The 22,633-nt window shown below is 64.9% G+C and carries 20 protein-coding genes; 5 read left to right on the forward strand and 15 right to left on the reverse strand.

Annotated elements, in window-relative coordinates; translation table 11 throughout:
• Position 1: 1 nt before the first annotated feature.
• From OC373_RS14645 to dnaA, 15 genes are all read right to left on the reverse strand, one after another.
• On the reverse strand, positions 2-1,093 hold the full coding sequence (locus tag OC373_RS14645) for a PA0069 family radical SAM protein (protein WP_261997918.1): 1,092 nt from the start codon (positions 1,091-1,093) through the stop codon (positions 2-4).
• 286 nt (positions 1,094-1,379) lie between these two features.
• Entirely contained in the window at positions 1,380-2,123 is a 744-nt protein-coding gene (locus OC373_RS14650; protein WP_261997919.1) for a pyridoxine 5'-phosphate synthase, read from the reverse strand.
• 4 nt (positions 2,124-2,127) lie between these two features.
• Complete coding sequence (locus OC373_RS14655) at positions 2,128-2,388, reverse strand: hypothetical protein (protein ID WP_019184059.1); 261 nt, start codon at positions 2,386-2,388, stop codon at positions 2,128-2,130.
• 68 nt (positions 2,389-2,456) lie between these two features.
• Entirely contained in the window at positions 2,457-3,917 is a 1,461-nt protein-coding gene (cls, locus tag OC373_RS14660) for a cardiolipin synthase (RefSeq protein ID WP_046272265.1), read from the reverse strand.
• Between the two features lie 115 nt (positions 3,918-4,032).
• Positions 4,033-4,446 carry a biopolymer transporter ExbD gene (locus OC373_RS14665; RefSeq protein ID WP_019184057.1) on the reverse strand — a complete coding sequence of 138 codons (414 nt, stop codon included), beginning with the start codon at positions 4,444-4,446 and terminating at the stop codon, positions 4,033-4,035.
• A gap of 3 nt (positions 4,447-4,449) precedes the next feature.
• The gene (locus OC373_RS14670) at positions 4,450-4,875 is read right to left on the reverse strand and encodes a biopolymer transporter ExbD (protein WP_019184056.1); all 426 of its coding nucleotides are present in this window, start codon (positions 4,873-4,875) and stop codon (positions 4,450-4,452) included.
• Between the two features lie 57 nt (positions 4,876-4,932).
• Positions 4,933-5,691 (reverse strand): TonB-system energizer ExbB, encoded by a 759-nt coding sequence (exbB, locus tag OC373_RS14675; RefSeq protein WP_019184055.1) that lies wholly within the window; start codon positions 5,689-5,691, stop codon positions 4,933-4,935.
• Between the two features lie 86 nt (positions 5,692-5,777).
• Positions 5,778-6,335 carry an energy transducer TonB gene (locus OC373_RS14680; protein ID WP_026069914.1) on the reverse strand — a complete coding sequence of 186 codons (558 nt, stop codon included), beginning with the start codon at positions 6,333-6,335 and terminating at the stop codon, positions 5,778-5,780.
• Positions 6,336-6,592: 257 nt separating this feature from the next.
• The gene (locus OC373_RS14685; protein WP_261997920.1) at positions 6,593-7,789 is read right to left on the reverse strand and encodes a tetratricopeptide repeat protein; all 1,197 of its coding nucleotides are present in this window, start codon (positions 7,787-7,789) and stop codon (positions 6,593-6,595) included.
• A gap of 142 nt (positions 7,790-7,931) precedes the next feature.
• Entirely contained in the window at positions 7,932-8,738 is an 807-nt protein-coding gene (locus tag OC373_RS14690; RefSeq protein WP_070426279.1) for a M48 family metallopeptidase, read from the reverse strand.
• A 71-nt stretch (positions 8,739-8,809) separates the two neighbouring features.
• Positions 8,810-9,661, reverse strand: a complete 852-nt coding sequence (locus tag OC373_RS14695) for a CPBP family intramembrane glutamic endopeptidase (RefSeq protein WP_261997921.1) — start codon at positions 9,659-9,661, stop codon at positions 8,810-8,812.
• 67 nt (positions 9,662-9,728) lie between these two features.
• Positions 9,729-12,188 carry a DNA topoisomerase (ATP-hydrolyzing) subunit B gene (gene gyrB, locus OC373_RS14700; RefSeq protein WP_070426277.1) on the reverse strand — a complete coding sequence of 820 codons (2,460 nt, stop codon included), beginning with the start codon at positions 12,186-12,188 and terminating at the stop codon, positions 9,729-9,731.
• A 113-nt stretch (positions 12,189-12,301) separates the two neighbouring features.
• Positions 12,302-13,399 (reverse strand): DNA replication/repair protein RecF, encoded by a 1,098-nt coding sequence (recF, locus tag OC373_RS14705; protein WP_261997922.1) that lies wholly within the window; start codon positions 13,397-13,399, stop codon positions 12,302-12,304.
• Positions 13,400-14,580: 1,181 nt separating this feature from the next.
• Complete coding sequence (dnaN, locus tag OC373_RS14710) at positions 14,581-15,681, reverse strand: DNA polymerase III subunit beta (protein WP_019184048.1); 1,101 nt, start codon at positions 15,679-15,681, stop codon at positions 14,581-14,583.
• A 276-nt stretch (positions 15,682-15,957) separates the two neighbouring features.
• Complete coding sequence (dnaA, locus tag OC373_RS14715) at positions 15,958-17,292, reverse strand: chromosomal replication initiator protein DnaA (protein ID WP_261997923.1); 1,335 nt, start codon at positions 17,290-17,292, stop codon at positions 15,958-15,960.
• A 253-nt stretch (positions 17,293-17,545) separates the two neighbouring features.
• On the opposite strand from dnaA, the gene rpmH reads away from it, so the two are divergent.
• The 5 genes from rpmH to OC373_RS14740 all read left to right on the forward strand — a co-directional run bounded on the left by rpmH (position 17,546) and on the right by OC373_RS14740 (position 22,518).
• A complete protein-coding gene (gene rpmH, locus OC373_RS14720; RefSeq protein ID WP_006404565.1) occupies positions 17,546-17,686 on the forward strand; it encodes a 50S ribosomal protein L34 in 141 nt (46 codons plus the stop codon).
• A gap of 5 nt (positions 17,687-17,691) precedes the next feature.
• Entirely contained in the window at positions 17,692-18,183 is a 492-nt protein-coding gene (gene rnpA / locus OC373_RS14725) for a ribonuclease P protein component (protein ID WP_019184046.1), read from the forward strand.
• Positions 18,183-19,880 (forward strand): membrane protein insertase YidC, encoded by a 1,698-nt coding sequence (gene yidC, locus OC373_RS14730; RefSeq protein ID WP_019184045.1) that lies wholly within the window; start codon positions 18,183-18,185, stop codon positions 19,878-19,880. Before rnpA ends, yidC begins: the two co-directional genes overlap by 1 nt.
• 107 nt (positions 19,881-19,987) lie before the next feature.
• Positions 19,988-21,331: a tRNA uridine-5-carboxymethylaminomethyl(34) synthesis GTPase MnmE gene (gene mnmE, locus OC373_RS14735; protein WP_261997924.1), complete on the forward strand. Its 1,344-nt coding sequence runs from the start codon at positions 19,988-19,990 to the stop codon at positions 21,329-21,331.
• A gap of 134 nt (positions 21,332-21,465) precedes the next feature.
• Positions 21,466-22,518 (forward strand): glycerophosphodiester phosphodiesterase, encoded by a 1,053-nt coding sequence (locus OC373_RS14740; RefSeq protein WP_261997955.1) that lies wholly within the window; start codon positions 21,466-21,468, stop codon positions 22,516-22,518.
• The last annotated feature ends 115 nt before the right edge of the window (positions 22,519-22,633 follow it).

Genomic DNA, 22,633 nt, shown 5'->3' on the forward strand with positions numbered 1-22,633 from the left:
GTTAGAACAACGAACCCTGCGGCGAGTCCACCCGCGGCGGCAACGGCCGCAGGAAGCGGGTGCAGTCCAGCTTCGGCCAATGGCTGTGCTGCGCATCGAAGCCCAGGCGCTTGCGGGCCAGCTTGAAACGGTTGGACAGCAGGTCGGCGTAGACCCCTTCACCGCGCATGCGCGTGCCGAACTCGCTGTTGTAGTCCTTGCCACCGCGCAGCTGGTTGATGGTGCTCATCACATGCGTGGCGCGGTCCGGGTGGTGGGTGTCGAGCCAATCGCGGAACAGCGGCGCCACTTCCAGCGGCAGCCGCAGCAGCACGTAGCCGGCGGTGGAGGCACCGGCATCGTGGGCGGCCTCAAGCACGGCTTCCAGTTCGGCATCGTTGATCCACGGAATCACCGGCGCGACCATTACCCCGACCGGGATGCCGGCATCGCTCAGGCGACGCATCGCGCGCAGCCGTGCATGCGGGGCCGAGGCGCGTGGTTCCAGCTTGGCCGACAGGTGCGGGTCCAGCGAGGTCACCGAGAAGTGCACGCTGACCAGCTGCTTTTCCGCCAGCGGTGCGAGCAGGTCGATGTCGCGCTCGACCAGCGCATTCTTGGTGATCAGCGAGAACGGGTGCTGCGTTTCCAGCATCACCTCGATCAGCTGGCGGGTGAGTTTGAGCTTGCGCTCGATCGGCTGGTAGGCGTCGGTGTTGATGCCCAGCGCGATCGGCTGCGGCACGTAGCCGGGGCGCGAGAACTCCTTGCGCAGCAGCTGCGGCGCATTGGTCTTGGCGAACAGCTTGGTCTCGAAGTCCAGGCCGGGCGAGAGATTGAGATAGGCGTGCGAGGGCCGGGCAAAACAGTACGAACAGCCATGCTCGCAACCGCGGTACGGATTGACCGACTGGCTGAAGCCGACGTCCGGCGATTTGTTGCGGCTGATGATGCTGCGCGCGGTCTCGGCACGGACTTCGGTGCGCAGGCGCGGCGCAGCGAACTCTTCACTCTCGTCCGGCGCCCAGCCGTCGTCCATCGCTTCGCTGACGGTGACCTCGAAGCGGCCCGCCAGGTGCGCGCTGGAGCCCCGGCCTTTGATCGCAATACCCATCTTCAAAGCCTATCGCCCGGATGTCTCAGGGAATGAGACGTCGTAGCGTCGGAACGGCGGGGATAGGGGATATCCATGGTTAGTAGTATTACTAACCACAGGGGCAAATGGAAGTGAAACCTGCGCCCGGTAAGGCTCACCGGCGGTGGGTGCCGATTTGATCCCCTACATTATCCACAGGGCCAGAGCGCGTGCCTCGCGCGCCACGTCACCGGCGGCTGAGCCGACCAACGGTCGGCTCTACCCGATGCCGGGCGCCCCTTACGCGGCAGGGCTACGCGCCCCATCAAAGCAGCCGCAGATAGCCCTTCACCGTGGCATCCAGCCCGTCATACAGCGCCTCGCTGATCAGCGCATGGCCGATCGAGACTTCCAGCACGTCCGGCACGGTCCGGAGGAAATCGGCCAGGTTGTCCTGCGACAGGTCATGCCCGGCGTTGACCCCCAGGCCGGCCGCCTGCGCGCGGCGGGCTGCATCGGCGAACACGGCCAGCATGGCCGTGGCGTCGCCGGCGGCATGGGCCTCGGCGTAAGGGCCGGTGTAGAGCTCCACGCGGTCAGCACCGATGGCCGCGGCCTGGGCGATGTCGGGGTCGCCCGCATCCACGAACAGGCTGACCCGGCAGCCGTAGGTCTTCAATTCGGCGATCAGCGGGCGCAGGCGCTGCGCATCCCGGGCGAAGTCGACGCCGTGGTCGGACGTGAGCTGGCCGTCGCCATCGGGCACCAGGGTGGCCTGGGCGGGGCGGGTCTGCGCGCACAGCGGCAGCAGCCCGGGGTAGCCCTCGCGCGGTGGCGCGAACGGGTTGCCCTCGATGTTGAACTCCACCCCGCGCTCGGCCGTCAGCGCGGACAGGGCCAGCACGTCCTCGGCGTGGATGTGGCGGCGGTCCGGGCGCGGGTGCACGGTGATGCCGTGCGCGCCGGCCTCCAGGCAGGCACGGGCGGCCTGCAGCACGTCCGGGTCGGTGCCGCCGCGCGAGTTGCGCAGGACGGCGATCTTGTTCACGTTGACGCTGAGTTGGGTCATGGCACTACGAGGGGTCGGACTCACCCTGAGCGGTCGGGGTGCGCGCCTGTAGGGCGAGCTCCCGCAGCCGACGGAGTTCGTTGGGATCGGTGATGGCCGCGCGGGTGGGCTGCACGTCACCGAAGCGGGCCACGTAAAGGCCGCGGACCCACGCCAGCAGGAACACCAGGGTGCCCAGCAGCGACAGCGCCATCAGCCCCATGTGGGGGGTCTTGAGCGCCATGCCGAAACAGGCCAGCGCGAACAGCAGGAACAGCCAGTACATGTCGTTCTCCCCGATTGACCGGGCCAGTGTAGCGCTGGCGCCGGGTGCGGTTCCACGGGGAGCGGTGGCTACAGCAACGGCGATGCCAAGCGTGCGAAGGCCTCCGGAACACGGTGCCGCCAGAGCGAACGCTGGCGATCGTTGTAGACCGGCGAGGCGCTGCTGTACTCGGCCAGCAGGATCTCGGCCAGCGCGGCCACGCGGTCGGTATCGCTGATCATCATCGAGAGCTCGAAGTTGAGCCGGAAGCTGCGGTGGTCGAAGTTGGCACTGCCGACGATGCAGACATCGTCATCGGCGATGAAGGCCTTCGTGTGCAGCATGCGCGGGCCGTACTCGTAGATCTTGACGCCTGCCTGCAGCAGCTCGTCGAAGTAGGAACGCGCGGCCTGGGTGACGAACCAGGAGTCGCTCATCTTGGGCACCAGCAGGCGCACGTCCAGGCCGCCGAGTGCGGCCGAGGTCAGCGCCATGCGCGCGGCCTCGCCGGGCACGAAGTAGGGCGTCACCAGCCAGACGCGCTCCTTCGCTTCGTGGATCGCCGCCACGTGCAGCCGGTGGATGGTCTCCCATGACGAGTCCGGACCGGACACCAGCACCTGCGCATTGATGCTGCCCTCGCTGCGGCTGGGCATGGTCTCGGGCCACAACTGCGCGATGTTGAAGCGCGCCGGCTCCTGGCCGGTGGCGTAGATCCAATCCTCGATGAAGACCAGCTGCAGGCTGCGCACCACGTGGCCACGCAGCCGCATGTGCAGGTCGCGATACGCATCCGGGCGGACGCTCTCGTCTTCTTCATCGGTGATGTTGATGCCGCCGGTAAAGGCCTGCAGGCCGTCGATGATGACGAGCTTGCGGTGCGTGCGCAGGTTCAACCAGGGCCGCTTGAACGGCTTGAGCAGCTGTCGCGGATGGAACCAGACGACTTCGGCACCTGCATCCAGCAGCGGCTGCAGGAAGCGCTTGCGGATGGACGACGAGCCGACCGCATCGAGCAGCAGGCGCACGCGCACGCCGGCCGCCGCACGCTCGGTCAGCGCATCGCGCAGCGCGGTGCCGGCGTGGTCCGGATTGAAGATGTAGTACTCCAGGTGCAGGTGGTCCTTGGCCGTGGCCACCGCGGCAAGCAGTGCGCTGTAGGTGGCCGCGCCATCGACCAGCCACTCCACCTCGGTGGCCGAGCTCGGTGAGAGCCCGGTGGTGGCCTGGGCGATCTTGGCCAGCTCGGTGCAGTCCGCATCCGGCGGGCAGACGCTGCTGTAGTGCTCCATGCCCGAGCGCGAACGGCCACGGCGCAGGCGCTGTCGTTTCACCTTCTGCGGGCCGAGCAGGTAGTAGATGAACAGCCCCACATAGGGCAGGGCGGCCAGCGAGAGGATCCAGCTCAGCGTGGCGACCGGCTCGCGCTTCTGCAGCATGATCCAGCCGATCAACCACAGCAGATAGAGAATGTAGGCCGCCACCATCAGCGGGCGCAGGTGCGGGATGGCGTCGAGCCAGTCCCCGAAGAGATCGAAGGTTGCGAGCATGGCCGGATGATAGCGGGCGGCGTGGCGCTGGCGCGTATCCACGCCCGGTGGCACAAAAAAAACGCCCCTGTTTCCAGGGGCGTTTTCCAGTCGCGTCATGACTGCGTCTTGCGTATTACTGCTGTACGAAGCCGATCTTCTTCATCTGAGCATTCTTCGCGGCAGCCAACACCTTGGCCATCACGTCGTACTCGGAGTCCGGGCTGGCATCGATGCGCAGTTCCGGCTGGTTGGTCGGATCACGCTGCACTTCCTGCTCCATACGCTGCTGCAGTTCGCTCACAGCCACGGGGCTGTTGTTCCACGACACCTGGTTGCTGGCGTCCACCTTCAGCTCGATCGGCGGCGGCGGTTCGACAGTCACCGGCGGTGGGTTGAGCACGCGCTGCGGCAGGTCAACGGCGATCGGGTACGTCATGATCGGCGCGGTGACGATGAAGATGATCAGCAGCACCAGCATCACGTCCACGAGGGGCGTGACGTTGATGTCGGCCATGGGGCCTTTGTTACCACCAGTACTGAACGCCATGGCTTACTGCCCCTTCTCTTTGGTGGCGACGAAGCCAACGTCGAGCATGCCCTGTTCCTGCGCGATCTTCGTCATCTCGTTGATGACGCGCATCTTGGTGGTGCGATCACCACGCAGGTTGAGGGGCGGCTGCGGGGTCTGCTGGGCGGCGGTCGCCAAGCGCGACTCGAGCGTCTGCTTGTCGATTTCCTCGTCGTTCCAGTAGATCGAGCCGTCTTCCTTGACTGCCAAGGTGATCGGGCTCGAACGCTTCTCAGCGTCTTCCGGATTCTGCACCAGGTTGGCCTCAGGCAGATCCACCTTGACCTTGTGGGACATCAGGGGCGCCGTGATGATGAAGATGATCAGCAGCACCAGCATCACGTCCACGAGGGGCGTAACGTTGATGTCGGCCATGGGGCCGCCGCTGTTACCACTACTGAAAGCCATAACGGGCTCCGTCTAGATCGTGTTGACTACGTTCTCGCTGGGTGACGCGCGTCGCTATTAGCGAACGCGCGAACCGGTGGCGAAGAAGTCGTGCAGGTCGTGAGCGAACGTATCGAACTTGCTGATCGTGGCGCTGTTGATCTTGCTGAAGAAGTTGAAGGCGAACACGGCCGGGATAGCCACGAACAGACCGATGGCGGTCATGATCAGTGCTTCACCCACCGGGCCGGCAACGGCGTCGATCGAGGCGGAACCGGTGGCACCGATCTTGATCAGCGCGCCGTAGATGCCCCACACGGTACCCAGCAGACCCACGAACGGAGCGGTTGCGCCGACGGTGGCCAGCAGGGTCATGCCCGACTGCAGGTTGTTGCTTTCGCGGGTCACGGCCTGACGCAGGGCGCGATCGACGAACTCCGAACGGCTCAGGTTCTCACCCAGGCCACCGGAGGTGCCGCCTTCCGAACGCTGGTGGTGCGCAGCAGCCTGTGCAGCGTCCAGAGCGATCTTGGAGAAGGGCTCCGAAGCCGGCTGTTCTTCCATCGCGCGGATGGCGTCCTGGGCGTTCGGGGTATCCCAGAACAGGCTCACGACCTTGTCGGCAGCAGCCTTCAGACGGGTGGCGCGGAAGATGTTGATGACGGTCCAGTACCAGGACATGGCCGACATGATGATCAGGGTCAGCAGCACGACCCAGGAGACGGCGAAGTCACCCGGCTGGGTGGTCATCTCGTGGATCAGGTGCTCGAAGCCCATCTGCGACAGGGCGTTGGAGTTGCCCCCGGCAGCAGCGGCGATGAAAAGTTCCTGCAGCATGACGCTTACCTTTGTTGTGTGTGGTGATAAAGGGTATTGCTAGAAATAACCGCTAGAGGCGGTGGCCGGCGGGCCACCGGCCACTATCAGTTCAGCGCAAAGTTGACCGGGACGCGAACGCGACCTGCGACCTTCTTCCCGCCCGATTCCGCGGAACGGAAGCTCCACTTGCGAGCTGCTTCCATGGCGGCGCGGTCAAGGTCACGGTTACGGCTGGACTTCTCGACCGACACATTGGTGACGTTGCCATTGGCATCGACGTCAATGATCAGGATGACTTCACCCTGGATACCAGCACGGAACGCGGCCGGCGGGTAACGCGGGGGGTTCATGTTCTTCGACGAGATGTCGACGCTTGCCTCAATGGTGCTCGGCGGCTGCGGCGGCGACGGCGGCGAAGGCGGCGTGACGATGTCGGTCGGACGCGGGTCCGGGATATCGACCACAGGAGCCTGCGGCGGCGGCGGAACCGGGGACGGCTTCGGCGGCGACAGGTTCTTGACCGGCGGCGGCGGAGTGTCATCCGGCGGCGGCGGCGGCGGCGGCGGTGGGGGCGGCGGCGGAGCGTCGACCAGGGTCACCATGATGTTGCGTTCTTTCTCCGCGACGGCCTTGGGAGCCACAGCCGGGATCAGAAGCATCATGAAGGCGGCGAGATGCAGTGCGATTACAAAAGCGATACCCACGATACGCGGCCAGGAGAGGCCGGTGTCATCGCGTTGTTCGTACCTGTGAACGACTAGTTGTTCCGTCATGCGCCAAGAGCTCATTAGTGGGGCCGGGATACCCGGGGACAGGTAGCCCATGATCAGCGGTGCATGACACCGCAGGAACCTCCAAGCTTATACCAATCCTGAGCGCCTGCGCATCACTTGTGCAGGCATTCAGGCGTTATTCCTACTTACTTCAGGTTGATGATTTTCTTCGCATCCGCCTGGTTCTTCACACCCTTCGCCAGCGCTTGCTGGGCGGCCTGCTTGGCCTCCGGAATGCGACCTTCCGAATGCAGCACGCGTGCCAGATTCAGGTAGGTCTCGCCATCCTTGGAAAGCGGGGCAGCCTTCTGCCACGCCTCGATCGCCTTGTCCGCCTGCTGCGGCTCGGAGTAGTAGTACGCCTGGGCCAGTGCCAGGTATACCTGATAATCCGGCTTCAGGATGTTTTTCTGCAGGCCATCATTGATAACGGCAATGACGTCCTTTTCTTTGTTCTCGCTGTTGGCGTAGATCGAGTACAGCTGCTTGTACTCGCGCTCGTCGGTCAGCTGGCCGGCTGCATACAGCTTGGCCATGACCGCGCCGGCCTTGTCCATCTGGTCGGCCTGCATGTACATGCTGGCCAGGTTCAGCTGGGCCTTCTTGTCGTTCGGGTTCTTGGCAGCCAGCGTTTCAGCCTGCTTGACCGCTTCGCCGGTCTGGCCGGCTTCGGCCATGGCGGCCATCAGCAACTGGTTCCAGTTGTCCTTCGGCTCGGGCGAGCCGGCGATGGCCCGCTGCAGCACCGGGATGGCCTCGGCATAGCGCTCGGCCTGGTACAGCGCCTGGCCCTTGGCGATCAGCTCTTCGGGCTTGTTCGACTTGGTCTCGGCGAAGTACTTGTCCAGGGTCGCCAGGCCTTCGTTGATCTGGTCGTCCTGCAGCTGCAGCTGACCCAGCATCAACATCGACTGGTAATGGCCGTTGTTGTCCAGGCCGCCGAGCTGCAGCACCTGCTCGAGGTACTTCTTGGCCGAGGCGACGTCGTCCAGCTGGTAGGCCGCCTGCGAGGCGAGCTGCGCGGCGAGCGACTTGTCGTAGGTGTTGGCGGCGGGATTGGCCAGGATTTCGTCGGCCTGCGCGCGCGTCTCCGGGAACTTCTGGTCGTTGTAGCTGTCAATCATTTTCTGCAGCTTCGGGCCGACCTTGGCCGAGGACTTCTGCTCCGGCTCCTGGCGGGTCGCGTTCGGGTAGAGCACTTCGGCCTTGGCCTGCTTCTTCCCACCACGCGCGCCACGCTCCGACGAGCGGGCCTGGGCGAAGGCATCGGTGATCATGGCGCCACTTACAGCGGTCGCGATGAGGACGGAAAGGACGGCTTGCTTGTGGTTGCTGAAAATCATCTTTCACCTCGATCGAACCGCCGCAGCGGCATCAAAACGGACTGTCAGAAAAATCTGAGCCGCCAAACGTATCAGAAACTGATGGCGTGAGAAATCGTTTCCGATGCTGCAATACAGCATCTTTTGGTCGCATACGGGCGCGTCAGCCACACTTCGGACGACGCCCGTCCGCCTGGGCTTGTTGGTATACACCACTCAGGGAGGGCGCGTCTCGCTGCAATTCCCGGATGCGGTTGGCCGGATCGGGGTGGGTGGACAGCCACTGCGGTGACCGGCCGCCGCTGGCAGCCATCATGTTCTGCCACAGATCGACCGCCTGGGCAGGGTTGAAACCGGCCTCGGCCATCAGGCGCTGGCCGACGATATCGGCCTCGCTTTCCTGGGTCCGCGAGCCTGGCAGGAGGAAGGCCGCCTGGGCACCGGCGCCGCCGAGCTGGCTGACGGTACTGGCCGCTCCCTCGCCGTAGGCCGCGCCTGCCAGCGCGCCGAGCACCGACAGCCCGGTCTGCGCACCCATCTGGCGGGTGATGCGTTCTTCGTGGTGGCGGGAGATCACGTGCCCGATCTCGTGGCCGATGACGGCGGCCAGCTGATCCTGGTTCTTGGCGACGGTGAAGATGCCGGTATTGACCCCGACCTTGCCGCCGGGCAAAGCGAACGCGTTGGGTTCCTTGTCGACCATCAGGGCCGTCTCCCACCGTACGCCACGGTACTGTGCGGGAAGCTGAGCGACGAGCGCATTCACCACGCACTGGACGTAGGCATTCTGCTTCGGGTCGGTGCTCAACGTACCTTTGGACTTGGTCTCGGTAAACGCCTGCGCGCCCAGCTGGTCCAGCTCGGCCTGCGATACCCCGCCCACCATCTGGCGGCGGCCGGTGGGTGAGGTGGTGGTGGCGCACGCGCTCACCAGCATGGCGATGGCAATTCCCAACAGCACTGGTTTCATGTGCGATCCCCCGTGTTCATATGCGCAGTGTGGAACGTGGCGACGTAAATTTTCGTCAAGCCGCGTGGTCGTTATTGGATGCCCAGGAACATGAGGGCGGCCAGGGCAATGCCGTTGTTCAACGCATGCGCGGCGATCGGCGCCCACAAGGTACCGGTGCGCTGGTAGAGCCAGGCGAAGGCGGCGCCCATGCCGCCATAGACCAGCCACAGCTGGGCGATTTCCCATGGGCCGTTGGCGCTGGTACCGGGAATTTCATGCACCAGGGCGAAGGCCAGGCTGCTCAGCAACATGCCCAGCAGCGGCCGGCCGGCCTGCCACAGGCGACCGAACAGCACCCGGCGGAACAGCAGTTCCTCATAGGCCGGAGCGAGCACCACGGCAAACAGCGCCAGGAACCAGGGGAAGCGCGTCATCGCCTGTTCCATCAGCGCCAGGTTGGTCGGCACCGGCTCGATACCGCCCTGTTTGGCCAGCCACGCGATCAGATTGCTGCCGACGATCACCCCGGTGGCGACCAGCAGTGTCCACCCCCAGGTGGAAGGGCGACGGGCGGCCTGGAACGACAGCGCCCGTTCGGCGGGCGTGGCCCGACGACGGAAGAAATACAGCACCAGTGCCGCGCCACCGGTGGCGACCAGCGCCATCAGGATCTGGGCGAGGGCACCGGGTTGTCCGAGCTGCTGGGCAAGACCGGCGACCGCGGACGCATCCGCACCGTCGCGCGCCGCCTGGTAACCGACGATCGCACCGCGGTAGAGCCCCCAGGCCAAACCGCTGATCAGACTGAGCGAGAGCAGCACCGCCACGCCGATGCCCAGATCGATGAAGAACCCTGCAAGCGGAGAACCCGGCCTGCGCGGTGATGATGGAACAGCGGGGGGCAGCGGAGGCGTCATGGACGCCGGGGGGGTAACGGACATCGGATTCCTGGCATCGGGAGGCGATGGCTGGCCAGGGTCGCCCCCGGCCGGCCTTGCCCCGATTGTGTCAGATATCCAGGTTGGCGACCTTCAGCGCATTGTCTTCGATGAAGTCGCGGCGCGGTTCGACCACGTCGCCCATCAGCGTGCTGAAAATCTGGTCGGCAGCCACGGCATCCTCGATCCGCACCTGGAGCAGGCGGCGGGTGTCGGGATTGACCGTGGTGTCCCAGAGCTGCTCCGGATTCATTTCACCCAGACCCTTGAATCGCTGGATCTGGCGACCCTTCTTGGCTTCATCCAGCAGCCAGTTGCGCGCCTCGGCGAAGCTGCCGACCTCGGCCGATTTGGCACCGCGGCTGATCTTCGCACCGGCACGGACCAGTCCGTGGAGGAGCAGGGAGGACTGGTGCAGCGCACGCAGTTCGCCGGTCTCGAATGCGGCCAGCGGCAGCACCTGGATCAGCTGTTCGCCCATGTGGCGACGCGTGACCAGCACGGCTGCCGGACGTTCGTCGGTGGGTTCCTGCAGTTCCAGCGTATAGCGCGGTGAACCGAGGCTGCCCTGGTTGAGGCGGGTGGCCAGCGCGGCCAGGCCCTCGTCTGCGCCGGCCTTGCGCAGGTGTTCCAGATCCATCGGCGTGAAATCGATCAGCGCTTCCAGCACCTGGCGGTCATAACGATGGCTGTTGCGCGCGATGGTTTCCTGTGCCGAGGCGTAGGAAAGCAGCAGCTTCTCCAGCGCCACGCCTTCGATGCCGGGCTCGCTCTCGGCCGGGATCAACGAGGCATTTTCCACCGCGCTGCTGGCCAGGTACGCATCCAGCGCCGGGTCATCCTTCAGGTACAGCTCCTGCTTGCCCTGCTTGATCTTGTACAGCGGCGGCAGGCCGATGTAGATGTGGCCACGCTCGATCAGCTCCGGCATCTGACGGTAGAAGAAGGTCAACAGCAGCGTACGGATGTGCGCGCCGTCGACGTCGGCGTCGGTCATGATGATGATGCGGTGGTAGCGCAGCTTGTCCGGGTTGTACTCGTCCCGGCCGATCCCGGTGCCCAGCGCGGTGATCAGCGTACCGACCTGGTCCGAGGCGAGCATGCGGTCGAAGCGGGCACGTTCCACGTTGAGGATCTTGCCGCGCAGCGGCAGCACGGCCTGGTTCTTGCGGTTGCGGCCCTGCTTGGCCGAGCCACCTGCCGAGTCACCCTCGACGATGAACAGTTCGGACAGCGCCGGATCTTTTTCCTGGCAGTCGGCCAGCTTGCCCGGCAGGCCGGCGATATCCAGCGCGCCCTTGCGGCGGGTCAGATCGCGCGCCTTGCGGGCCGCTTCACGTGCACGCGCCGCGTCCACGATCTTGCCGGCGATCGCCTTGGCTTCGTTGGGGTTTTCCTGCAGGAATTCTTCCAGGCGCGCACCGAAGGCACTTTCCACCGCCGGGCGCACATCCGAGCTGACCAGCTTTTCCTTGGTCTGGCTGGAGAAGCTCGGGTCGGGCACCTTCACCGACAGCACCGCGATCATGCCTTCGCGCATGTCATCGCCGGTCAGGTTGATCTTGGCCTGCTTGGCGATGCCGTTCTGCTCGATGTAATTGTTGAGCACACGGGTCAGCGCACCACGGAAACCGGCGAGGTGGGTACCGCCATCCTTCTGCGGGATGTTGTTGGTGAAGCAGTACATCGTTTCCTGGTAGGAATCGGTCCACTGCAGCGCCACGTCCACGACGATCCCGTTGGACTCCCCGGTGACGGAGATCACGTTCGGGTGCAGCGGCGTCTTCAACTGCGCCAGATGCTCCACGAAACTGCGGATGCCGCCTTCGTAATGGAAGTCGTCGCGCCGGCCGTCGCCGCGCTCGTCCACCAGCACGATCTTGACGCCGGAATTGAGGAAGGACAGCTCACGCAGGCGGCGGGCCAGGATGTCGTAGTGGAACTCGACGTTGTCGTGGAACGCCTTCACCGACGGCCAGAAGCGCAGGGTGGTACCGCGCTTGGTGCTGGCTTCAACCTGCTTGAGCGAGTTGACCGCAGCACCGTCAGCGAATTCCTGCTGGTAGTGGAAGCCGCCCTGGTAGATATCCAGCAGCAACTTCTGCGAGAGCGCATTGACCACGCTGACGCCGACGCCGTGGAGGCCGCCAGACACCTTGTAGCTGTTGTCATCGAACTTGCCACCGGCGTGCAGGACCGTCATCACGACTTCGGCGGCGGAGACTTCGCGATCGAGCTTCTTGCTCATCTGCTCGTGCTTGCCGGTCGGGATGCCGCGCCCGTTGTCCGACACCGAGACCGAACCGTCCGCGTGGATCATCACCGACACATGGTCGGCGTGGCCGGCCAAGGCTTCGTCGATGGAGTTGTCGACGACCTCGAACACCATGTGGTGCAGACCGGTGCCGTCATGGACGTCGCCGATGTACATACCAGGACGCTTGCGGACAGCCTCGAGGCCTTCCAGGGCGGTGATGCTGTTGGCGTCGTAGTTGCCGCTGTTTGCGGGGATGTTCTGTTCTTCAGTCATTGCGCTTGCCGTAGGCTCCGCAGGTCGGTCCGCCGCGATGAGGCGGGGCGCCGAGTAATAAGGGGTTGCAACAGCAATTATACCAGCCGGGCACCGTGGCCCCTGGGGGACCACTATGGCACAGGCTGGACCTGTCCATGTTCCACGTGGAACCGCGTGATATCTGTCGCGTCGATCAGTGCCGCCGGAACTTCAGTGGCAGTGATGAAGATCTGCGCCGGGCCGGCCTTCAAGCGCTCCAGCACCCGTGCCTGGTGGTGCCGATCCAGCTCCGAAGACAGGTCGTCCAATGCGATGACCGGCCATTCGCCGCGCTGCTCGGCGTAGTCTTCGGCCTGTGCCAGCAGGCAGGTGAGGGCCGTCAGTTTCGCCTGCCCCCGTGAGAGTGCATCCCGGCCGGGAATGGTCTCGAATCCGACGCTCCAGTCGGCCCGGTGTGGACCGACCGAGGTATAGCCGGCCATCCGGTCACGTTCCCGGGCCAGAAGCAGGGCATCGGAGAGAGAAACCTCCTGCTTGCGCCACCCTGGGCTCAAGCTCAGCGACTGGATGCCCAGATTGGGGGCCAGGACGGCGGCCAGCTCCACGGTTCGCTCCTGCAACCGCTCCAGGTAGTGCTGCCGGCGGATGGTCAGCGGTTCGCCGGCCTCGGCGAGCTCTCGATCCCAGGCATCCAGGGCGTGCGGATGGCCGCCCTGCTTGAGCAGAGCGTTGCGCTGCTTGAGGGCGCGCGAGTACCGCCGCCACAGCCCCATGAAGTCTGGTTCCACGTGGAACAAACCCCAATCGAGGAACCGCCGACGGGGCTCACCGCCGCCACTGACCAGCGCGTGGCTACCTGGCTCGAAGGTCACCACCGCCAGCGCTGCGCAGAGGGTGCCGAGCTGGGCGACATCCTCGCCGTCCAGTCGGCCTTTCCATTCCTGCCCACTGTGGCGGAGCCCGGCCTTGCGCCGCGTCGGGGTTTCGGCGCCTTCGCGCTGCTCATCCCATTCGACAAAGACATCCAGCGCCTCCCGGCCCTGGCGCACCAGCCCATCCCGCACCCGGCCACGGAAACTGCGCCCGTACGCCATGACATGCAGCGCCTCCAGGACACTGGTCTTTCCGGCGCCATTGTCGCCGGTGATCAGATTGATACCCGGTTTCGGCGCGAGTTCGACGGTATCGAAGCGGCGAACCTGGTGCAGGGAGAGACGGCGGATATGCATGCGGAAGATCGACGACGCGCCGGGCGGCAGAGGGGTAGCGGGGAATCGATCAGCTTACTGCATTGCCCTGGTTCCACGTGGTGCAAGCAGCCCTGGAAGTGCGCCGCCGTACAGTCCCCGGCGTTTCACCCAGCGGCGGGAGGAAATGCCGGGCCCGGGCGGACGATGGCGAACCCCACTGCCCGATGTGGAGCAGTGCAGTGCAAGGCGGACGAGGCGCGTAGGGGAGTCACTCAGGCGTGCCGTACCACGTGGAACATGCCCGTCGACCTCCACCCGGACGCTCAAGAACACGCTCAATTTCTTTAATTCTGAGGCTCGTCCAGGCCCATGGTGCTGCAGATTTCAAGAAATCCGCGGCGTTTTCCAGGGCGCCCAGCAGCCCGATCGGTACGTCCGCGCTGGATTGTTTGAATTCTGCGCGCGTGGCCGAAGCGCACCCTGTCAGAAATGAACGACGCTCGCGCAGACCCAAACGAGACTGTCCACATCCCCCATGTATGAGTTATGCACAACCTCAGGGCAATCTGTGGATAAAAAGAGGCCCTGGAACAGGCCTTAAAGATATCCACAGGATCACCCCCAGGCTCAGGCCCTGTTTTACCGGGGGTTTCGAGCCCCCAATTCCCTTTATAACCAAACACTTAACCTACTTTTCAACCAAATCTGGCTCTACCACCACCACCTAGCTTTAGATTTATATACAGTTTTTAAAAGCATAGAGCTGTGATTCAGCGGCAGAAAGACGGCTCGACGCGGCGCTCCAGATCTGGAGAGAAATCTGTCCTGGTTCGCAGTGGCGGCTTAACAGGATTCGCGAGATTGGCGGCGGGCAGGCGCTACCGAGCCACTTATGCACCTGAGTGCGATAACGATCGCCCCATCGCAAGATCGCCACTGGTTTATGAGCGCAGCGGGGATGCGAATCGCGTGTACCGGTGGCGACCTTGGTTCACGTGGCCGGTAACCATGGAGATCGGCCTTCACCCCCTATGAAGCAGGCCCGCGTGAACGGATACCCGGTCAGACAAGCAGGCAGGCCGGCAGACGAACCAAGCATCTCCGAGGTTCAACGCTACGACGATGCTCCACGTGGAACATCGCTTCTTTCGCCCAAAAAGAAACCCGGCAGTGCCGGGCTTCTCAAACAACTCGGTTCCACGTGGAACCAGCGCGCCAGGTCAGAGACGCAGCGGCATCACCACATGACGCGACTTCTCGCTGCTGGCCTCGCGGACCAGGGCAGAGGAGTTCGAATCACGCAGCTGGATCACGACGTGCTCGTCGCGCAGTGCCGACAGGGCATCCAGCAGGTAATTCACGTTGAAGCCGATGGCCAGGTCGCTGACCGTGGTATCGGCCTCGATCTCTTCCTGGGCTTCTTCCTGCTCCGGGTTGTGCGCGCTGATTTTCAGGTTGCCCGGCGAGACTTCCACGCGGATACCGCGGTACTTCTCGTTGGACAGAATCGCAGCACGCTGCAGCGAGGCACGCAGGGCTTCGCGATCGACCTTCACTTCGCGATCGGCACCGATCGGGATGACGGCCTCGTAATCGGGGAAGCGGCCGTCGATCAGCTTGGAGGTGAAGGTCACATCGTCGCGCTTGACGCGCACGTGGCTGCGGCCGACTTCCAGCTCGATCTCGCGATCACCGCTTTCCAGCAGGCGCTGCAGCTCGGTCACGCCCTTGCGCGGCACGATGATCTGGCGCTTGGCACCGCTGGCCTTTTCCAGCTCGGTTTCGCACAGCGCCAGGCGGTGACCATCGGTCGCCACGGTACGCAGGGCATCGCCACGCAGGTCGAACAACAGGCCGTTGAGGTAGTAGCGCACGTCCTGCTGGGCCATCGCGAACGCGGTGCGTTCGATCAGTTCCTTCAGGGTCGCTTCGCCGATGGCCACGCGCTCGGTAGCTTCGACTTCGTCGACAGACGGGAAGTCGTTGGCCGGCAACGTTGCCAGGGTGAAGCGGCTGCGCCCGGCCTGCACGGTGATCTTGTCACCGGTCTGCGAGACGGTGATCCGGCTGCCGTCGGGCAGGGCACGGATGATCTCGAACAGCTTGCGGGCGGGGATGGTGGTCTCGCCGTCCTGGGCATCTTCCACCGCGATCCGCGACACCATTTCCACTTCCAGGTCCGTACCGGTCAGCGACAGCTGTCCGTTCTGGACCTGAACCAGGAAATTAGCCAGAACCGGCAGGGTCTGGCGGCGTTCGACCACGTTGACGACTTGTGCCAACGGCTTGAGAAAGGCTTCGCGCTGCAGTGTGAAACGCATGTGGTTCCGTGCCCCTATGCTTTAAAAAAATGTGGAATAAATCAAAAGCTTGGTGGTGCTGGTAGGGCCAGAATCGCGGGAAAACACGACTAAGCCTTTGTAAACAAAAGGGTTTTTGACCTCGAAACCCTCTGCATTACTAGCCCCCAAGGGGTGGGGAAAGGTGTGGATAACTTTACCGCCGAATCGAGCAGCTTTTTTATCCACAACCTATACCTCGCTTACTACCGGATTCTGCACCGTTTTATGCGATGACGCCTTAGCGGCGTACATGCATCATTCGCTCAACTTCCGGATCAGCTTGTCCCAGTCTTCCCGCAACTTGCCGTCGGCTTCCATCAACGTCCGGATCTGCCGGCAGGCATGCAGCACCGTGGTGTGGTCCCGGCCGGCAAAGGCGTCGCCGATTTCCGGCAGGCTGTGCTCGGTCAGTTCCTTGGTCAGGGCCATGGCGACCTGACGGGGACGGGCCAGCGAGCGGGTCCGACGCTTGGACAGCAGATCCTTGATCTGCAGCCCGTAGTAGTCGGCCACGGTTTTCTGGATGTTGGGAATGCTGATCGCCTGCTGCTGGGCGCGAAGCAGGTCGCGCAGGGTTTCCTGGGCGAAATCAGTGGTGATCGCACGGCCGGTGAAATTGGCGCGTGCGGCCAGGGTATTCAACGCACCTTCGAGGTCGCGGACATTGGAGCGCATCTTCTTGGCAATCAGAAACGCCACATCGTCGGGGATATCGGTGCCACGCTCGCGGGCCTTGGCCAGCACGATCGCTGCACGCGTCTCGAAGTCCGGCGGCTCGATCGCCACCGACAGGCCCCAGGCCAGTCGCGACTTCAGCCGTGCTTCCAGGCCTTCGACTTCGCGCGGGTACCGGTCGCAGGTCAGGATGATCTGCTGCTTGCCGTCGAACAGGGCGTTGAACGTATGGAAGAACTCTTCCTGGGTACGGTCCTTGCCGGCGAAGAACTGGATGTCATCGATCAGCAGCGCGTCCACCTGCTGGAACTGGCGCTTGAACTGGTCCATGGTTTTTTCCTGCAGCGCACGGATCATCGCGCTGAAGAACTGTTCCGAACGCAGGTACAGCACCTTGGCCGCCGGGTTGGCCTGACGCATCGCATTGCCGGCCGCGAACATCAGGTGGGTCTTGCCCAGGCCGGTTCCGCCGTACAGCAGCAACGGGTTGTGGGCCCGGTCGCCCGGCTTCTGCGCCGCCTGGAACGCCGCGGCCAGGCCCAGCTGGTTGCTGCGGCCCTCCACGAAGTTGGCGAAGGTGTAGTGCGAATCCATGTTGCCGGCGAACGGCACCATGGGCTCGGCCGGCGCTGCCGGTGCGGACAGGCCCGGAATCGGCGCGATCTGCGCCTCCACCGGGCGCGGACGCGAGCCGATTTCAAGAAAAACGTCGCCGAAACCGGCGAAGTGCGCCAGCAGTTCCTTGATGCGCGGCAGATACAGCTCGCGCACCTGGTCGACGATGAAGGCGTTCGGCGCATAAAGCACCAGGCTGTCCGCGCGCAGATCTGCCTGCAGCGGCTTCAACCAGGTGTGAACATCCTCGGGCGGAAACTCTGCTTCGAGGCGTTCGAGGGAACGAGACCAGGCATCCATCGGCAATAATCGTCTGGGGCCAGCGGATAGGCGAACAAAAGCGCCGCACCGCAGGCCGGAAGGGGGGAAGAATGGATGGCGCAGACTACCACCGACGAGGGGGGCCGGGAATGGTTGTCCCAAAGTTATTCACAAAACGATCCACAGCTATTGCACAGCCCGGTGAATTACCGTAGTGACAGACACTTGACGGGACCTCGATGAGGTCTATAGAATTTCCGGTTCTTTCCGTCCCCTTCATATAGAGGCCCGCATGGCCACCAAGCGCACTTTCCAACCCAGCAACCTCAAGCGTAAGCGCGACCATGGCTTCCGTGCCCGTATGAAGACCGCTGACGGCCGCAAGATCCTGTCGCGTCGCCGCGCCAAGGGCCGTAAAGTCCTGAGCGCTTGATTGCAATGCCGCTTCCCGCGGCAGACGCAATCCTGACTGTGAGCAGTTCCGACCCGCGCAAGCGATTTCCTCGCTCTGCGCGGGTTCGTACGCGTGCCGAATATACAACGGTCTTCAACGGCGCCCGCCGTGTGTCCGATCCGCTGATGACCCTGCACTGGCTGAAGAGCGATACGCCAGCCAGGTTGGGTCTTGCGGTGTCGCGCAAAGTCGATCCCCGAGCCGTGGGTCGCAACCGAGTAAAGCGTGTGCTGCGCGATGCCACACGCCACCTACGGCCGTGGATGAGTGCCGGCGATTACGTCGTCGTTGCCCGCAGCGCTGCCCGTACCGCCAGCAATTCAGATATCCGCCAGGCCTTTGAACGCCTGCTGCGCCGCCTTGGCGCATTGCCCATGCCGGGCGCGGACGGCACAATGCCGCCGCCCCTGGGCGTTGTACCCCTTTCCCAGTCCGAGCCGGCATTGCGTGCCGGCCCCGTCGAGCCTGCACGCTGATGAACCAGACCCGCGTTTTCCTGATTTTTGCCTGGCTGATGGTGGCCGTGTTGCTGTGGATGGAGTGGGGCCGCGACAAAGCCGCGCCGCCGACCCCGGCCGTGGCCGCCCAGACCACCCAGGCCAGCGTGCCGGGTGCGGCGGCCGGCAGCATTCCCGGTGCACCCGTGCCCCAGGCTGACGGTTCCCTGCCGGCGGCACAGCCGGCCGCACAGACCGAGGCCGGCCCGGCCCGCGTGACCATCACCACCGACGTGCTGCGTCTGGTGCTGGACGGTGGCACGGTGCTGGACGCCGAACTGCTGCAGTTCCCGCAGACCAAGGAAGAAGGCAGCCCGCCGGTCCGCCTGCTGACCGAAGAAGCCACCCACCCGTACCGCGCGGTCAGTGGCTGGATCAGTGAAGACAAGACCATGCCGGTGCCGGCCGCCAACGGCTTCAAGCTGGTCGGCGACAACCACGACTTCGTGCTGGCCAAGGGCCAGGACGAGGTCACCGTGCCGTTCGAATGGACCGGCCCGAACGGCGTGACCATCCGCCGCACCTACTCGCTGGGTCGCAACGAGTACGCGATCACGGTCAAGGATGAAGTCGTCAACGGCGGCAGCGCCCCGTGGAGCGGCTACGTGTTCCGCACCTTGGACCGCACCCCGACCATCCTCTCGCGCAGCATGACCAACCCGGACTCGTTCAGCTTCAACGGCGCGACCTGGTTCAGCCCGCAGGACGGTTACGAGCGTCGCGCGTTCAAGGATTACCTGGACGACGGCCACCTCAACCGCACCATCACCGGCGGCTGGCTGGCGATGCTGCAGCACCACTTCTTCACCGCGTGGATTCCGCAGGCCGACCAGGCCGCGCAGTACTCGCTGGCGCAGAACAACGGCCGTGACCAGATCGAAGCGCGCGGCCCGGCCTTCACCGTGGCCCCGGGCCAGCAGGTCAGCACCGAAGCCCGCCTGTGGGTCGGCCCGAAGCTGGTCAACCTGATCGCCAAGGAAGACGTGAAGGGCCTGGACCGCGTGGTCGACTACAGCCGCTTCTCGCTGATGGCGATCATCGGCCAGGGCCTGTTCTGGGTGTTGAACCAGGTCCACAAGGTGGTCGACAACTGGGGCTGGGCCATCGTCGGCCTGGTGGTGCTGCTGAAGCTGGTGCTGTATCCGCTCTCGGCCGTGCAGTACAAGTCTGGTGCCAAGATGCGTCGCTTCCAGCCGCGCATCGCGCAGCTCAAGGAACGCTATGGCGATGACCGCCAGAAATTCCAGACCGCGATGATGGAGCTGTACAAGAAAGAGAAGATCAACCCGATGGGCGGCTGTCTGCCGATCCTCATCCAGATGCCGATCTTCTTCGCGCTGTACTGGGTGCTGGTGGAATCGGTGGAACTGCGACAGGCCCCGTGGCTGGGCTGGATCCAGGATCTGACCGCGCGTGACCCGTACTTCATCCTGCCGGTGATCAACGTGGCGGTGATGTGGGCCACGCAGAAGCTGACCCCGGCCCCGGGCATGGACCCGATGCAGGCCAAGATGATGCAGCTGATGCCGCTGGTGTTCGGCGTCATGATGGCCTTCATGCCGTCCGGTCTGGTGCTGTACTGGGTCGTCAACGGCGGCCTGGGCCTGCTCCAGCAGTGGTGGATGACCAAGCGCCACGGCAGCGACCCGCTGCCGGTCGTCACCGCCAAGAAGTAAGCCGCACAGGAGACCCGCCGCAAGGCGGGTTTCCTGCATCTGCGGCCCGCGCATCCGTGCGGTCCGTAGAATGCCCCCTGATTCCCGCACGCCGCAGTGAGCCCGACATGATCCATGCCCCCGACACCATCGTGGCCATCGCCACCGCGCCCGGCGCGGGCGGCGTCGGCATGCTGCGGCTGTCCGGCCCGCAGGCGCGGCCCATCGCCGAGGCGATCGGCGTGCGCGCGATGCAGCCACGGCATGCGCACTACGCGCGGTTGCGCGATGCGGCCGGCGAGGTGATCGACGATGGCATCGCGCTGTGGTTCCCGGCCCCGAACAGCTTCACCGGCGAAGAAGTGGTGGAGCTGCAGGGGCATGGCAGCCCGGTGGTGCTGCAGCAGCTGGTCGCGCGCTGCATCGCCTTGGGCGCGCGCCAGGCGCGGCCCGGTGAATTCAGCGAGCGCGCCTTCCTCAACGGCAAGCTCGACCTGGCCCAGGCCGAGGCGATCGCCGACCTGATCGCCGCCAGCGATACCCGCGCAGCGCGCGCGGCCCGCCGCTCGCTGGATGGCGTGTTCTCGCGCCGCGTGGACGAGGTCGCAGAACAGCTTGTTCTGCTGCGGATCCACGTGGAAGCGGCGATCGATTTCGCCGACGAACCCCTGGATACCCTCGGCGGCGCCCAGGTGCGCAGCGGTCTGGTCACCGCGTTGCAGGCACTGATCCGGCTGCGCGACGATGCCGAACGCGGGCGCAGGCTGCGCGATGGTCTGCACGCGGTGCTGGTGGGCCCGCCGAACGCCGGCAAGAGCTCGCTGCTCAATGCGCTGGCCGGCAGCGAGCGGGCAATCGTCACCGACATCGCCGGCACCACCCGCGACACGCTGCGCGAGACCATCCGCATCGATGGGCTGGAACTGACCCTGGTCGACACCGCCGGCCTGCGCGAAGGCGGGGATGCCATCGAGCGCGAAGGCATGCGCCGGGCGCGCGCGGAAATGCAGCGCACCGACCTGGCCATCGTGGTGGTCGATGCGCGCGACCCGCAGGCGGGCCGCGACGCGGTAGGCGACAGCATCGCCGAGGTGCCGCAGCAGCTGTGGATCCACAACAAGAGCGATCTGCTGGACGCGATTGCGTCTGACGCCGCTGCGGACGTGGTGCATGTCTCGGCCGCGACCGGCCTCGGCCTGGATCAGCTGCACGCGCGCCTGCGCGCGCTGGCCAGTGGCAGTGCCGGCGACAGCGTGGACGGCGAGTTCTCCGCGCGTGCCCGCCATGTGGAGGCGATCAGCCAGGCCATCGGCCATGCCGAGCGCGCCGAATCGGAGCTGGTCCACGAGCACCTGGAGCTGGCCGCCGAGGAACTGCGCCTGGCCCATGAGGCGCTGGGCGAGATCACCGGGCGGATGAGCGCGGATGATCTGCTCGGGCGGATCTTCTCGAGCTTCTGCATCGGGAAGTAGGCGGCGCCTTTCTTCGCGCTGTCACACCCCTGCAGCAGACTGACCCGGTTCTTTATCGACAGGAATCTGAAGTGTCCAAGCCGTTGTGGGGGTGTGTGTTGCTGGTGTCGCTGGCCGTGGCACCATCGGTGGCCATGAGCGCTGAATCGTCTTCCTCCACGCCGGCCAAGGCCGCCGTCTACGGCCACCGCGGCGCCAGTGCGCTGCTGCCCGAGCACACGCTTGCCGCCTATGCGCAGGCCATCGCCGACGGCGCCGACTACATCGAGCCGGACCTGGTGATGACCAAGGACGGCGTGCTGGTATCGCGCCACGAGAACGAGATCGGTGGCACCACCGATGTGGCCGCGCACCCCGAATTCGCCAGCCGCAGGACCGTCAAGACCATCGACGGCGAGCGCATCGAAGGCTGGTTCACCGAAGACTTCACCCTGGCCGAGCTGAAAACGCTGTACGCCCGCGAGCGCCTGCCGCAGCTGCGCAGCACCGCCTTCGACGGCCAGTTCCGCATTGCCACGCTGGACGAGATCATCGCCTTCCTGTTGCAGCAGGCCGGCCGCGCCAACCGCGGCATCGGGCTGGTGCCGGAGATCAAGCACGGCACCTACTTCACCAGCATCGGCCTGCCGATGGAAGACAAGGTGGTCGCCGCGCTCCAGGGCAACGCCTACACGCGCGTGGCGCCGGTGACGATCCAGTCCTTCGAGGTCGGCAACCTGCGTTACCTGCGTGGCAAGCTCGGCCGCGACAGCAACATCCGCCTGCTGCAGCTGCTCGGCGATCCCACGCAGCAGCCCGGTGACGTGCTGGCCGCCAAGGGCCGCCAGCGCTATGCCGATCTGATCACCCCGGCCGGGCTGCGCGAGGTGGCCACCTATGCCGATGGCATCGGCCCGAGCCTGCGCATGGTCATCCCACTGGACGCGCAGGGGAAGCTCGGCGCCCCCACCTCGCTGGTGGGCGATGCGCATGCGGCCGGCTTGATGGTGGTGCCGTATACGTTCCGGCCGGAGAACCAATTCCAGGCGGCGGAGTTCCGCAAGGGCGAGCCGAATGCCCGCAATGCCGACGGCTCGGTCGCCGAAATGCGGGCCTATCTGGCCACCGGCATCGATGCGTTCTTCACCGATGACCCGGCGCTGGGCCGGCGTGCGGTGGATGGGGACGGGACACCGGCGACCCGGTAGGTACCGACCGTTGGTCGGTACGATCATGATCGGTGCTACGCGCATCGACCTTGCTCGGTGGGCGCGATATCGGAATATCCGGCGCACGGCAGCCACGCATGGCGTGGCTCTACCG

It is taken from the genome of Stenotrophomonas sp. Ste96, from assembly GCF_024519495.1.
Lineage (GTDB): Bacteria > Pseudomonadota > Gammaproteobacteria > Xanthomonadales > Xanthomonadaceae > Stenotrophomonas > Stenotrophomonas bentonitica_A.